At 50.2% G+C, this 14,056-nt stretch carries 9 protein-coding genes; 1 reads left to right on the top strand and 8 read right to left on the bottom strand.

Annotated features, from left to right (window positions below; genetic code table 11):
- Window positions 1-45: 45 nt before the first annotated feature.
- The 7 genes from ACO0LH_RS24340 to ACO0LH_RS24310 all read right to left on the bottom strand — a co-directional run bounded on the left by ACO0LH_RS24340 (window position 46) and on the right by ACO0LH_RS24310 (window position 7,710).
- Window positions 46-1,659 (bottom strand): methyl-accepting chemotaxis protein, encoded by a 1,614-nt coding sequence (locus ACO0LH_RS24340; RefSeq protein WP_422943731.1) that lies wholly within the window; start codon window positions 1,657-1,659, stop codon window positions 46-48.
- A 128-nt stretch (window positions 1,660-1,787) separates the two neighbouring features.
- Window positions 1,788-2,492, bottom strand: a complete 705-nt coding sequence (locus ACO0LH_RS24335) for an ABC transporter ATP-binding protein (RefSeq protein ID WP_422943730.1) — start codon at window positions 2,490-2,492, stop codon at window positions 1,788-1,790.
- Window positions 2,492-3,205, bottom strand: a complete 714-nt coding sequence (locus ACO0LH_RS24330; RefSeq protein ID WP_422943729.1) for an ABC transporter ATP-binding protein — start codon at window positions 3,203-3,205, stop codon at window positions 2,492-2,494. The genes ACO0LH_RS24335 and ACO0LH_RS24330 overlap by 1 nt, the downstream gene beginning before the upstream one ends.
- On the bottom strand, window positions 3,202-4,254 hold the full coding sequence (locus tag ACO0LH_RS24325; protein ID WP_422943728.1) for a branched-chain amino acid ABC transporter permease: 1,053 nt from the start codon (window positions 4,252-4,254) through the stop codon (window positions 3,202-3,204). Before ACO0LH_RS24325 ends, ACO0LH_RS24330 begins: the two co-directional genes overlap by 4 nt.
- A gap of 10 nt (window positions 4,255-4,264) precedes the next feature.
- Entirely contained in the window at window positions 4,265-5,131 is an 867-nt protein-coding gene (locus ACO0LH_RS24320; protein WP_422943727.1) for a branched-chain amino acid ABC transporter permease, read from the bottom strand.
- A 133-nt stretch (window positions 5,132-5,264) separates the two neighbouring features.
- On the bottom strand, window positions 5,265-6,542 hold the full coding sequence (locus ACO0LH_RS24315; RefSeq protein ID WP_422943726.1) for an ABC transporter substrate-binding protein: 1,278 nt from the start codon (window positions 6,540-6,542) through the stop codon (window positions 5,265-5,267).
- A gap of 109 nt (window positions 6,543-6,651) precedes the next feature.
- Complete coding sequence (locus ACO0LH_RS24310) at window positions 6,652-7,710, bottom strand: TRAP transporter substrate-binding protein (protein ID WP_422943725.1); 1,059 nt, start codon at window positions 7,708-7,710, stop codon at window positions 6,652-6,654.
- Window positions 7,711-8,088: 378 nt separating this feature from the next.
- Here ACO0LH_RS24310 and ACO0LH_RS24305 point away from each other — a divergent pair, with 378 nt between their 5' ends.
- Window positions 8,089-11,730 carry a hydantoinase B/oxoprolinase family protein gene (locus ACO0LH_RS24305; protein WP_422943724.1) on the top strand — a complete coding sequence of 1,214 codons (3,642 nt, stop codon included), beginning with the start codon at window positions 8,089-8,091 and terminating at the stop codon, window positions 11,728-11,730.
- A gap of 302 nt (window positions 11,731-12,032) precedes the next feature.
- Here ACO0LH_RS24305 and ACO0LH_RS24300 read toward each other — a convergent pair whose 3' ends face one another.
- Window positions 12,033-13,691 (bottom strand): methyl-accepting chemotaxis protein, encoded by a 1,659-nt coding sequence (locus tag ACO0LH_RS24300; RefSeq protein ID WP_422943723.1) that lies wholly within the window; start codon window positions 13,689-13,691, stop codon window positions 12,033-12,035.
- Between the last annotated feature and the right edge of the window lie 365 nt (window positions 13,692-14,056).

The following is a 14,056-nucleotide window of genomic DNA, read 5'->3' as shown; positions in this document are numbered from 1 at the left end:
CGGCCTTTAAGCCAAATTCAAAACAATTATCGATGAAGCTTTACTTTATTGCGCCAATACCTGCGTTGAATTCTTTGTCATCAGCACAGGCTTGACGGCAGATGGTTTTTCCAATTTGAATACAGATACTGCCTTGACCAGCACTTCAGCTTCTTCCTGCATACTGTGTGCCGCCGCCGCTGCCTGCTCCACCAGTGCGGCATTTTGCTGCGTCATTTCATCCATGGCCGTTATGGCCTGATTGACCTGGTGGATACCGGTATTCTGTTCGCGACTGGCCGAGCTGATTTCACCCATGATGGTGGCAACATGCTGGACAGATGCCACGATGTCGCGCATGGTTGTTGCGGCATCAGCCACCAGCTTGCCACCGGCATCAACCTGCTCCACCGAGCTACCTATCAATGCCTTGATCTCTTTGGCGGCGTTGGCGGACCGCTGTGACAAATTACGTACTTCTGCCGCCACGACAGCAAAACCGCGACCATTTTCACCTGCCCTGGCAGCTTCAACGGCGGCATTCAACGCGAGAATATTGGTCTGGAATGCGATGCCATCGATCACAGCAATAATTTCAACGATCTTGTTGGAGCTAGATTTGATCGCCCCCATGGTCTGTTCCACTTTGGCGATCACTTCACCGCCTTTGCTCGCGTGTTGAAACGCTGTGCCCACCAGTTGATGCGCACCCTGGGCATTTTCTGCATTCTGGCCGACAGTGGCAGTTAACTCTTCCATCGACGCGGCAGTTTCTTCCAGGCCGGATGCCTGCTGTTCTGTACGATGTGATAAATCCATATTGCCATTGGCAATTTCACGCGAGGCCTGGCCTATCTTTTCTGAACTGCGCCTGACTTGTTCGACTGTCGCGATCAGACTCTTGTTCATTTGATCCAGCGATGTCAGCAGCTTGCCGGTTTCATCGTCTTGCCTGATCTCTATCTCCGCACGCAAATCACCGCTGGCAACAGCCTCGGCCACCAGGATGGCTGCATCCAGCGGCGAGGTGATACTCCTGGTCGTCAATACGGCGACCAGTATCGCCACCACACCAGCCACGGCCATCAAGCTGATCATGGAAAATTTTGCGGTAGATGAAACAACGGCAGCATCCCTGCCACTTTGCTCCATCAGACCAGACTGATAAGTAACCAGTTGATCCAGCGCTGCAAAATAAAGATCCTGCAAGGGAGCGATCTCTGGCAACACCAGGTCCTTGGCCTGCTCGACTTCATTGTCTGCCACCAGCTTCAGGAATTTGATCAATACCGGTTGATAGTTGAGTTTTGCAGCCAACACTGCCTGCAACAACTTCTTTTCCTCGGCCGAAATATTCATGCTACCGAATTGCTTGAGCTTGATATCAATTTGTTGCGATGATTTTTCTATCGCATCCTGCTCGATTTTTCGTTCAGGCAAGGTAGATAACAACAACAGGTTACGCATGCTGCGGGCGATATGATCAAGCTCAGATTTAACGTTGTTGGCAACTGCCGTTTTTGGATAAAGTTCACTTGCCATCAGGTTGACACCCTGATTGATACGCCCCAGCTGGGTGAAGCCGGTCACAGTCAGCACCATCATCAGCGCAATGACCAGGGCGAAACCCAATCCCAGGCGGCGGCCTATTTTCCAGTTTTTGAAGTGGTTGCGAAACATGGTGAACCTTTCAAAAGTGCTTATTTACGCTATCCGTCAGCCAGTAAAAATCTTGGGTAAGTCTGTTCCAGACGATGTGATGTCTCGCAAAGCCAGGAACAGATTTACTCATACCGAAGTCAACAATGTCAGACACCCAGATAGGCTTTCTTGACATCATCGTTATTCAACAACTCCTGCCCCGATCCTTCCATGACGATGCGGCCGGTCTGTATCACATAGCCATGGTGGGCAATCGCCAGTGCCTTATGCAGGTTTTGCTCTACCAGCAAAATCGACATGCCTTGTGAATTGATCAGTTGTATCGTGTCAAGCACCTTGGTGACAAATTTGGGCGCGATACCCCATGAAGGTTCATCCAGCAGCAGCATCTTTGGCTTGGCCATCAGGCCACGACCTATCGCCAGCATTTGCTGCTCACCGCCGCTCATGGTGCCTGCCAGTTGATAGCGCCGCTCTTTCAGGATGGGAAAGAGGCTGTACATGGTGTCTATCGATTCTTCGACCTCATTCGCGTCCTGACGTGTGTAGGCACCCAGTTGCAAATTTCTTTCCACGGTCAGACGGGCAAATATCCTGCGTCCTTCTGGCACCAGCGACAAGCCTAGTCCGACCCGCTTGCTGGCCGGGATTTTCTCCAGTCGCTTGCCGTCAAAAGTAATTTGTCCGTCATCTACCGCATTCAGGCCAGCGATGGCGCGCAGCGTCGTGGATTTACCATTGCCATTGCCACCGACAAGGGCAACGATCTTCCCTTGCGGGACATCGATATCCACCTTGGACAAGGCCAGCACGCCGTCATAACTGACTCTCAGATTTCTTACTTCCAGCATCATTCATCTCCCAGATAGGCAGCGATCACTTTGGGATCGTTAGACACATCCTTAGGTTTTCCTTCGGCGATCTTCTTGCCGTAGTCAAGCACGACAATCGCATCAGCAATGGGCATGATGCCTTCCAGCACATGCTCAACGATCAGGCATGAAATACCCTGCTCACGAATTTTCAGCACCACATCCACGGTTTCCCTGACTTCGGTCGGATTCAAACCTGCCATCACTTCATCCATCAACAGCAATTTGGGCTTGACTGCCAGCGCGCGTGCCACCGCCAGCCTGCGCTGTTCACTGATGGTCATGCTGCCTGCGGGCTTATCCCTGAACTGGCCGAGATTGACAAAGTCAAGCAGGCTGGCCGCGTTCTTTCTGGCGCTGGCGACGTCCTTGTCCATCAAAAAGGCGCCGACCATGACATTTTCCAGAGCGGTCATGCTGGTAAAGGTTCTGGCGACCTGGAAGGTACGTGCAATACCGGCACGTGCGCATTGCTCCGGGCTCATGCCTGATACCTTGATATCATTGAGCCAGATTTCACCGGTAGTAGGTGGCGCATAACCGGCGATGCAATTGAACATGGTGGTCTTGCCAGCGCCATTCGGGCCGATCAGGCCGACGATCTTTCCTGCCCCCACTTCAAATGAAACATCCTGGTTTGCGGTGATGCCACCAAAGCGCTTGCTTACATTTTCGACTCGCAATAAGCTCATGCCAGTTCCCCTTTTGCTTTTTGTGCCTGTATGGCTTTTCTGCGCGCAAAGAATTGCTTGACCCAGCCCAGCACGCCGGTTGGATAATAAACAGCAATAACGACGATCAGCGCAGCGTAAATCACCAGATCAGTACCGCGACCAGACCCACCAAACAGGGCACGAGTTCCTTCTTCAATGAAGGTCAGCACACCGGCGCCGATGACAGGGCCGAGCAAGGTACCAACACCCCCCAATATCGATACCAGTGCCATCTTGATCGACAGGCCGGTGTGCAGTACAGAACCCGGGTCGATATACAGCTCTTTTTGTGCATACAGGCTACCGCCCAGTGCAGTAAAAAAACTGCTGACGGCAAATGCAATTTGTTTGTAACGGCTCAGGTTGATACCCAGGCTGCGGGCTGCATCCGGTTCGTCCTTGATGGCGCGGAAGTAATAACCCAGATAGCTATGTTCAATCAGGTAATTTGCCAGCAATGTACAAAACAGTAGCCCCAAAGCGATATAGTAGTAAGGCGCTTTATCGGTAAAGATCATATTGGCCCAGCCTTGCTGATCCATAGGTATCGTCAGGCCAACCGCACCACCGGCATATTCCCAGTTGGTGAAGATAATCTGGATAATTTCAGCCACCGCGATGGTTGCCATGCCAAAGTAATGGCCATTCAGGCGAAAGCACGACCAGCCTATGATCAGGCTGATCAGCGCTGACAGCACGCCACCACACAGCATTGCCAGCCAGGCATTCATGCCACCTTGTGTCAGCAACAGCGTTGATGTGTAGGCACCCAGGCCATAAAACGCCACATGCCCCAATGACACCTGACCGGCATAGCCGCCTACGATATTCCAGGCCACACCCAGTTGCGCGGCCATCAAAATCAGAATGGCCAGGTTTTGATGGGAAGGGTCGGTTACCACGACCGGCACCAGCAAGGCACAAATCAGGAAGATACCCAACAATATGTATTTAACGGATGAATTGCCATGCGAATCCGGTGCCAGCAGTTCATGTGCAGAGATCGCGGTTTTTTCTTGAATATTCATATTTCCACCTTTATTGCTTACCCATCAGTCCTTGAGGGCGGAACATCAAAACCGCCAGGAATAATCCGAGAACAAGTGCCAACTTATACTGCGGCCCGATTAAAAATCCACCCATCACTTCGATGACGCCGACGATGACGCCGGCAAGCAAAGCACCGATCACGCTGCCAAAGCCACCCAGGTTCACGACCACGAAGGCGATCAATATGAAGTTGGCCCCCACTTCCGGGAAGATGGGAAAGAAAGTCGATAACAAGGCGCCCGCAACGCCGGCACATGCCGCCCCTATACCCCATGCCATGGCAAACATTTTTTGTGAATCGATGCCCATCAGTTGTGCCGCTTCCTTGTCAGCCGCCGTTGCTTCCAGCGCTGCACCTGCCCTGGTCTTGGTGAGGAATAGGTAAATGCCCAGGGTCACCAGAATGGCGCCTACCCCGGCAACCACCTGCGGTTTGCCAACCTGTATGCCAAAAAACTGAACGGAACCAGTCACGATAGAATGGTCAACGGTACGAAAATCCGGTTTCCAGAAAAATTGTGCTAAACCACGAAACAGCATCATCAGGCCGAAGGTGGTAAAAATTTGCGACAGCATCGGCGCATTGGTAATTTTCTTGATGATGAGCTTGTACAGGATCACACCCAGTGCGAACAGAAACAGGGCTGTCAGCGGCAGGGTAAACATCGGGTCCAGCGCAAACAGGGAATACATCCAGAAACTGGAATACATGCCAAACATCAGGAATTCGCCATGTGAAAAATTGACGATATCCATCACACCAAAGATCAGCGTCAAGCCGATTGCGACCAGCGCATAGATCAATCCAATCAAGATCCCTGACGCCAGAGTCTGAATAATTATTTCAAGGGACATAAGTTCTCCTCGCACTTCCCATTTATAAAACCGACGTCAGGTAATACTTCGCCAGGCAGTTTTTGATTTCATTATCTTTTCTTTTGCATCACTGACGCTGGATTGAAACCAGACGTCAGTGATTACAAGGGATTTATTTACGTTGATCCCACTTTGGCATAGGCCAGACGACATCTTTGGTCGCAAGATCGAAAGGCCAGACAGTGTTGTATTTACCGTCGATAATCTGCACCAGGATGCCTGAACCCAAAATGTTCTGACCATGTTCATCAAACTTGATACCTTTCCAGGGCATGATCAGTTTATTGGCAGGGATATTGGTTTCTGTCAGTGCTTTGCGAATCGCTTCTGGCTCAGTCGAGCCAGCGCGGTTGATCGCGTCTATCAAGGTCATCAGGCCAGTAAAGGTTCTGGATGAATTGCCGGTAAAATCAATCTTGTATTTGCTGTTGAACAGATCATTGACTTGCTTGATCAAAGGATTGTTCTTCGCCAGGTCAGGTGACCAGACTTCCCGTGTGATGACAAAATCTGCATCCTTGCCCAGAGTACGGCGGAACTCTGTATCAGTAAAACCGGCATTGTTCGCCAGGATCATGTCAGGTGAAAAACCCAGTTCCTTATAGGTTTTCATGGCCATGATGGCGTCACCCAGGTACGAAGACTGCATGACCACTTGCGGTGCCGCCGATTTCAATTGCTGCACTTCCGAAGTCAGCTGTGTACTCTTGGCTGGATAAACGATGGTCTTGACCAGGTTGTAGCCTTTTTCACCCGCCAGTTTGGTTTCAAGCTTGGTCGTCTCATTGCCCCACAGTGTATTTTCATTGAAAGTGGCAAGCTGTTTTACCTTGATACCCTTTTTAGCCTCAAGCTCCTTGAAGAAATCGAAGAAATTATGGACGAACAAATCATCATGCGCAGTCGTGCGGAAAAACCATTTAAAGCCGCGCTGCGTCAATGTGGATGAAGATGATTCCGGGTTCATGTAGGGGATTTTGTATTTCTCTGCGACCTGGCTCGATGTTGCTGTCACATTGCTGAAATAGGCGCCGACGATGGCAACTACTTTTTCCTGTGTGATAAGACGTTCAGTTTCGCTAGCACCAATTTGTGGATTACCTTGATGATCAGCAAAAACCAGTTTGATCTTTGCGCCTTTCAGGTTAGGCAGGCCACCGCCACTGGAGAATGGCAGGTTGGGAATATTTTTTGCGCCATTGTTGACAATATCAGCAGCCAGTTCCAAGGCATTTTTCATCTCGCTGCCGGACGAGGCAGCAGCACCGGACAAGGGGTAGATGACACCGATCTTGATTTCTTGCTGCGCATAGGCAGAGTAGCAAAAAGTCAGGCCTATGCCGATAAGAACACTGGCACGGGCAATTTTTTTGATGGTATTTTTAAACATTATTAAACGCTCCAATTTAATTAAATGTAAGTCTCTTCAAACATTTCGAAGAACCCTTTTTGCTACGATGCTGACACTGTCCCGGTCTGGAAATTCTCCCGTCCCGGATTTACTTCATCGACCTTTCAGTCGTGTATTTCAATAAGATCGCCACTTCTTCATTACTGGCGGTTTTGAACCATTCACGCACAAATTGCTCACCCAGGCGGTCGAGATTGTTTCTCAATAGCGCGTCCATCCTGTCGACCTTGATCTTGTTCTGCTTTAACTGATTTTCAAAGCCGGCATCGCTGTCACGGCTCATATCCCAACCACGTTTTTCTGCTATCTGTGCTGCTTCCAGCATCTTTTTCTGGTTCTCCGCTCCCAGTTTTGCAAACACCTTGCTACTGATAAAGACCAGGTTCTTTGGTATCCATGCGCTGACGCGGTAGTAGTACTGCATCTTCGTCCAGGCTTTTGTTTCCACGCCGGTCCAGCTTGAAGTGATCATCAAATCCAGCTTATCGCCGGCAATCGCCTTTTCCAGGTCAATGACCTGTATGGGTACTGCACTTGCCATCGCCAGCTCGGCAATTCTTTCACTGGCGGGGTTATAACTGCGCATGCGCATGCCTTTAAAATCAGCCAGTGAACTCAGCGGTTTTTTTGAATACAGGTTTTGTGGTGGCCATGGCACGGCATACAATAATTTCAACCCCCTTCTATTAAGTGCTTTTTCCACTTCCGGTCTTGAAGCTATCCACAACTGGTAGGCATCTTCATAACCTCTTACTGTAAATGGCAGGGAATCCACACCAAATACCGGTATTTCTTTTGCCAGGCTGGACATGATCACCTCCCCTGCCTCGACCTTGTCATTCATGACCCCGGGGAAAATTTCTGCCGGTTTCAATAAACTGCCAGCAGAAAAGATCGTGATCTTCACTTGCCCGCCTGATGCACTTGTGACATCTTTCGCAAACTGCTGCAAATTCAATGTCTGGAAATTGTCTGCCGCATAGGCTGTAGCAAAGCGTATTTCCAGTTCCTCCGCAAGCGAGAGCGATGAAAATGAGGAAAAAACAGCCAGCATCACACACGAGATCAGCTTAAACACTTTCAAATTCGACATGAATACAGCGTTATTCAGGGTAAAGGCATGACGTTTTATAGTTAACCCAGACATTTTTCATCCTCTTGATGTTTTACATCGTAAACGTTTTATCGATAAAACGTCAATAAAATATCTTACATTTAATCTCAATAAACACTACAATATCATCAAATGAAAAATCTACAAGATGTTTATAAAAATTTTTTCCTATTGAAATCAGATGCTTAATATCTGCACCGTCCTGTGGCAGAAATGCACAAGAACAGTGATTTTTCTTGGCTTTTCCACATTGAAAATCTGTGCGGAAGTGAGACATCAGGGTTTTACGAATGAAAAGATGTGTCTGATTTTTGACACAGGGATTGTTGAATTGATTACCAACAGGCTTCAAATCTTGACCAGAATTTGCCGCTGATACGGCATCATCTCCTTACGAAAGGTGGTTGCAAAATGAACGAACAAACCCAAGCGCATAGCGATTTACCGCAAGATCCACGCTGGCAATTCTGGATTGATCGTGGCGGCACGTTTACTGATATCGTCGCGCGTCGTCCGGACGGCAAATTACTGACGCACAAATTGCTGTCAGAAAACCCTGAACAATATAAAGATGCGGCTATCGCCGGCATACAACGCCTGCTGGGCCTGACTGCGGATCAGAATATTTCGCCGTCGCTAGTATCTGCCGTCAAGATGGGTACCACCGTAGCCACCAACGCCCTGCTGGAACGTAAAGGTGACCCGACAGCCCTGTTAATTACACGCGGTTATCGCGATGCCTTGAGAATCGCCTACCAAAACAGGCCGCGCCTGTTTGACCGCCACATTGTCCTGCCCGAGTTGTTGTATGAAAAAGTCATTGAAGTCGATGAACGTATCGATGCGCATGGCAAAGTCATTACAGCACTGGACACAGAGCAGGTAAAAAAAGATCTGCTGAGTCTGTTTCAAAGTGGCTATCGCGCATTGGCCATCGTGCTCATGCATGGCTATCGGTATACCCAGCATGAAGAAATGATCGGCAAACTGGCTCTGGAAACCGGCTTCACGCAAATTTCCATCTCGAACCAGGTCAGTCCAATGATGAAATTGATTTCGCGTGGGGACACGACCGTGGTGGATGCCTATCTGTCACCAATCTTGCGTCGCTATGTAGACCAGGTTGCCAGCAAGATGGATGGCGTGCGTTTGTTTTTCATGCAAAGTAATGGCGGCCTCACTGATGCACATCGCTTCCAGGGCAAGGATTCCATCCTGTCCGGGCCGGCAGGCGGCATCGTTGGCATGGTGCGTACGGCGCAGACAGCAGGCTTTGACAAGATCATCGGCTTTGACATGGGCGGCACATCGACCGACGTGTCACATTATGCGGGTGAATTTGAGCGTGAATTCGAAACCCAGGTCGCCGGTGTCAGGATGCGCGCGCCGATGATGAGCATACACACTGTCGCTGCGGGTGGCGGTTCCATCCTGCATTTCGATGGCACGCGTTACCGTGTCGGGCCTGACAGTGCCGGCGCCAACCCCGGCCCGGCCAGTTACCGGCGTGGCGGGCAACTGGCAGTGACTGATTGCAATGTCATGCTGGGTAAAATCCAGCCAGCACATTTTCCTAAAGTGTTTGGCCCCAAGGCGGATATGTCGCTAGACAGGGATGCTGTCGTTGAAAAATTCACCGCAATGGCTGCCGAAATTGAGCAGGCTACCGGCATCAAAAAGACGCCGGAAGAAGTGGCAGAAGGCTTCATAGAAATTGCTGTTGGCAATATGGCCAATGCAATCAAATTCATATCCGTACAGCGTGGTCATGATGTGACTGACTACACCCTCACCACATTCGGTGGCGCCGGCGGCCAGCATGCCTGTCTCGTCGCTGATGCCCTGGGTATGACCCGCGTATTTGCCCATCCTTTTTCTGGTGTCTTGTCAGCCTATGGCATGGGCCTGGCTGACCAGACCGCCATGCGTGAACAGGCAATGGAATTGCCTTTGACGCCAGCCTCAATTTCATCGCTGGAAAAAGAACTGGCGAAGCTGTCGCAGGCTGCCAGCAAAGACTTGCTTGAACAAGGTGTGCAAGCCGATCATCTGACGGTCAGGCAAAGAGTACATCTGCGTTATGAAGGCACGGATTCTGTCATCGTCGTCAGCATGGACACCATCGCCAACATGATGGAACAGTTTGAAACTGCATATAAAAAACGTTACTCATTTTTGATGACGAACAAACCGCTGATCATCGAAGCCATTTCGGTCGAAGCGATTGGTGATTCGGGTGAAGGCAATGAAGCCGTTGAGCATTTGCCACCAAGAAGCAGCGCTGAACAACTGGCGCCACAAGAAATCGTGCAACTGTTTTCAGGCGGAAAATGGCATGACACCGGCCTGTATGCGCGAGATGACATGCGCCCCGGTGACACCATTAAAGGGCCGGCCATCATCGCAGAAAAAAATGCCACCAATATTATCGAACCAGGCTGGGCGGCAGAAGTCACGCCCCTCGATCACCTGGTGTTCACACGCATTGAAGCGCGTACACAACGACAGGCCATCGGCACCAGGGCTGACCCGGTGATGCTGGAGGTGTTTAATAATTTGTTCATGAGCATCGCTGAGCAAATGGGGTTGCGCCTGCAAAACACGGCCTTTTCAGTCAACATCAAGGAAAGACTGGATTTTTCATGCGCGCTGTTTGATGCCCAAGGCAACCTGATTGCCAACGCACCGCATATCCCCGTGCATCTGGGTTCCATGGGCGACAGTATCAAGACCATCATTCGCGAAAACGCCGGTCAAATGCGTCCTGGCGATGTCTACATGCTCAACGACCCCTATAACGGTGGCACGCATTTGCCCGACGTGACTGTCATCACCCCTGCCTTCAATGCAGAAGGGACGCAGATACTTTTCTATGTAGGCTCACGCGGCCATCATGCCGATATTGGCGGCATCACACCAGGCTCCATGCCCGCTGACAGTACGGTAGTAGAAGAAGAAGGCGTATTGATCAATAACTTCAAGCTCGTCAGTGCCGGCAAATTGCTGGAAGCGGAAACCATTGCCCTGCTCTCTTCCGGTAAATATCCTTGCCGCAATATCCATCAAAACCTGGCTGACCTGCAGGCACAGATTGCCGCCAATCAAAAAGGCGTTGATGAATTGCTGAAGATGGTGCAGCACTATGGTTTGGCAGTGGTACAGGCGTATATGGGTCATGTCCAGGACAATGCTGAAGAAGCTGTAAGACGCGTCATCACCGCTTTGCAGGATAGCCATTATGAATACCAGCTCGACAATGGCGCTGTCATCAAGGTTGCCATCAGGGTTGATCATGCAGCGCGCTCAGCCGAGGCGGACTTCACCGGCACATCACCACAACTGAACAATAATTTCAATGCGCCGAGCGCGATTTGCATGGCGGCGGTGCTGTATGTATTCCGCACACTGATTGATGATGATATCCCGCTCAATGCGGGTTGCCTGAAACCGATCAAGGTGATTATCCCTGAGGGCTCCATGCTGAACCCGCGCTATCCGGCGGCAGTGGTGTCGGGCAATGTGGAAACATCAAGCTGCATCACCAATGCACTGTATGGGGCACTGGGTGTGGTGGCCTCTTCACCGGGCACAATGAATAACTTCACATTCGGCAATGACGACTATCAATATTATGAAACCATTTCTGGCGGCTCTGGTGCTGGTGAAGGCTTCAATGGTACGGATGTCGTGCAAACTCATATGACCAATTCGCGCCTGACAGACCCTGAAATTTTGGAATGGCGTTATCCGGTGCGCCTGGAGAGCTATGAGATCAAACCAGGATCTGGCGGTGCAGGTCAGTGGCACGGTGGCAATGGCGGTATCCGAAAAATCCGTTTCCTGGAAAAGATGACGGCGTCGATCTTGTCCAATAACCGCATTTATGCACCGTTTGGTTCTGCCGGCGGGCAAGCTGGTGCCTGTGGGCGCAATGCCGTCATCAGAAATGACGGCAGCGTGGAAGAACTGGGCTTTGTCGCCAGCACAGAAATGCAGGCCGGGGAAATCTTTATTATCGAAACCCCGGGCGGCGGCGGCTATGGAAAAGCCTGATAGCTATCGTCATGCGGGCTTGTAAGTACGAAATACCTTAAAAAAAAATGGGCAGTGACAACAAGTCACTGGCCATTTTTCAAACTTGGTAATGCGGTTTTATATGCCCAGATCAATCTCATTCAATGGCAGTAAAGACGTGTATCTGCCAATTCCGGACTAAAGAAATTTGCCTGGTTTTGCTTGGGCATTTCTACAACATTCTAGCTACGTCCGCATTCAAACATTTCCAGACATTTCAGACATCCGCACTCTGTAGTTCTCAGGAAACATCGAACCACTGCGTCTTGCCTGACTTCATGCTACCGCAGGGAGAGTTTGTATAAGTGGTCGGGAACTGGCTCCTCATCTGACGATGTTTTGCTGATGGCATCAACGACCGGTGTATATGCCCTTACCCCGGCGGACGACTTTGGTGTCGATAATTTGAACACCTCCATCGCCTGCACCAGTTGATCCGCCTGTGTCTTCAGACTAACCGTCGCAACAGCACTCTGTTCTACCAGTATGGCATTGCTTTGTGTACTCTCCCGCATTTGAGTCACGATGCTTCCCACCTTTTGCACACCAACGCCCTGTGCCACTGTCGCTTCCGTAATTTCAGTGACGACATTGCATACGCGCTGAATCGACTCCACGATATCTTCCATCCTCTTACCCGCACGATCAACCAGCGCAGAACCCCGGGATACCTGGTCAACGCTCAGGTCGATCAGCGTTTTGATTTCCTTGGCAGCGGCGGCACAGCGTTGCGCCAGGTTGCGGACTTCAGAAGCGACAACGGCAAACCCGCGGCCCTGTTCGCCAGCTCTTGCGGCCTCCACAGCTGCGTTCAATGCAAGAATATTCGTCTGAAAAGCAATGCCATCAATAACATTGGTGATTTCGCCGATCTTGCGCGAACTGTCGTTGATCTCCCGCATCGTCTCGATAACCTCTCCCACTACCACACCACCATCGGCAGCCACCTCCGAAGCGCCTTGAGCCAGTTGATGTGCCTGCGTTGCGCTACTCGCATTTTTTTGGATATTAAGGTCCAATTGAGTCATCGTGTCTGCCGCGTGTTCGAGCGAACGCGACTGCAGTTCAGTGCGTTTACTTAGATTCGAATTTTCTGTCGCGATGAGGGCAGATTCTGACGCAATGCTGTCGCTGCTTGCACGCACGCTGGAAACTATACCTTGCAGATTACCAATCATGCCCCCCAAGGCTCGCAATAGCGCAGCCACTTCATCTTTGCCACGTCCCTCTGAAGTTGCAGTCAAATCGCCGTCAGCCACACGAACCGCGAGACGCAACGCCTGGTCTATAGGACGAGTGATGGAGCGCGTTACCAGCGCGCCCGCCGTAATGGCAAAGCCAACCGCTAAAATACACAAGGAAATAAGCAAATTTCGCCTGGCAATATACGTATCCTCAGCGGCTTTTATCAGTTCCTCCGAGCGAGCCTGAACGACATCTGAATAATCGTTGGATACTTTAACGATGGCGGCAAGCAATGGCCGACATTCTTCGTTCATCTTGGTGATGGCCGCCTCACGTTGATTTTCCAGCGCCATTTTGACGATATCAAGCGCGACCGGTGTGTAAGCACCTTCCAGCCGCCCCATCTCGGCCACCATGACGCGGCCTTTTTCACTAATGTCAGAAGCTTTTGCAAGCATGGCGTTGAGCTTGGCCAAATTCATCTGTACGCGTTGATGCGCGTCGATTACCACAGCCTTCTCGATCTCGAAATCGGCTGGTTTGGTAACCAGCGCCAAATTTCGAACAGCGACAGCACGTTCATCAACAGCACGCCGGAATTTTTCTGCAACGCTGCCACGCGCCATCATGCCATGCACATAATTACTGAACTGCCGGTCAGCGTTGGCAAGGGAATTTAAGGATAAACCCGCAACGATCAGCACAACGGCAGCCAATGCCGCAAAGGTTGTCATCAATTTGGCTCGAATACTCATTTTGCGCTCCTGCTCTGAACTAAAAATAGGTGAAAGAGTGAGGCTGATTAAATCAAGGGAAATTCAAGGGGTGATATCGAGACTGCAACGGCTTGGCGAGAAACAGTCGCTGTAAGAGAATCAACGCGACCATGTCAGAATAGCACGGATATTTGGAATTTCAAGAAGATATATTGTCTTTTAATTATCTCAAAAAAACAAAATTCATTGACCCATTTTTTTATTCATTTCAGGTAAATCAATTCGTTTATCAACAGAGAGCATTCAATCACATTGACACGACCTGTCTTGCATGCGCGTGAAAATCTTGCCCAAAGTAAACACCAATGCGGCAATTGTCCAATGTCAGTGTCAAAAAATGGAGA

Origin of the sequence: Undibacterium sp. TJN19 (genome assembly GCF_049339485.1) — a bacterium.
In the GTDB taxonomy this organism is placed as follows: Bacteria; Pseudomonadota; Gammaproteobacteria; order Burkholderiales; family Burkholderiaceae_D; genus Undibacterium.
Note: the sequence above shows the minus strand (reverse complement) of the source record. Positions and strands in the feature narration are given on the sequence as shown.

Bases quoted from the DNA above. Each gene is read 5' to 3' on its own strand.
- ACO0LH_RS24340 (WP_422943731.1), bottom strand. From the start codon at position 1,659: ATGTTTCGCAACCACTTCAAAAACTGGAAAATAGGCCGCCGCCTGGGA.
- ACO0LH_RS24335 (WP_422943730.1), bottom strand. From the start codon at position 2,492: ATGCTGGAAGTAAGAAATCTGAGAGTCAGTTATGACGGCGTGCTGGCC.
- ACO0LH_RS24330 (WP_422943729.1), bottom strand. From the start codon at position 3,205: ATGAGCTTATTGCGAGTCGAAAATGTAAGCAAGCGCTTTGGTGGCATC.
- ACO0LH_RS24325 (WP_422943728.1), bottom strand. From the start codon at position 4,254: ATGAATATTCAAGAAAAAACCGCGATCTCTGCACATGAACTGCTGGCA.
- ACO0LH_RS24320 (WP_422943727.1), bottom strand. From the start codon at position 5,131: ATGTCCCTTGAAATAATTATTCAGACTCTGGCGTCAGGGATCTTGATT.
- ACO0LH_RS24315 (WP_422943726.1), bottom strand. From the start codon at position 6,542: ATGTTTAAAAATACCATCAAAAAAATTGCCCGTGCCAGTGTTCTTATC.
- ACO0LH_RS24310 (WP_422943725.1), bottom strand. From the start codon at position 7,710: ATGTCTGGGTTAACTATAAAACGTCATGCCTTTACCCTGAATAACGCT.
- ACO0LH_RS24305 (WP_422943724.1), top strand. From the start codon at position 8,089: ATGAACGAACAAACCCAAGCGCATAGCGATTTACCGCAAGATCCACGC.
- ACO0LH_RS24300 (WP_422943723.1), bottom strand. From the start codon at position 13,691: ATGAGTATTCGAGCCAAATTGATGACAACCTTTGCGGCATTGGCTGCC.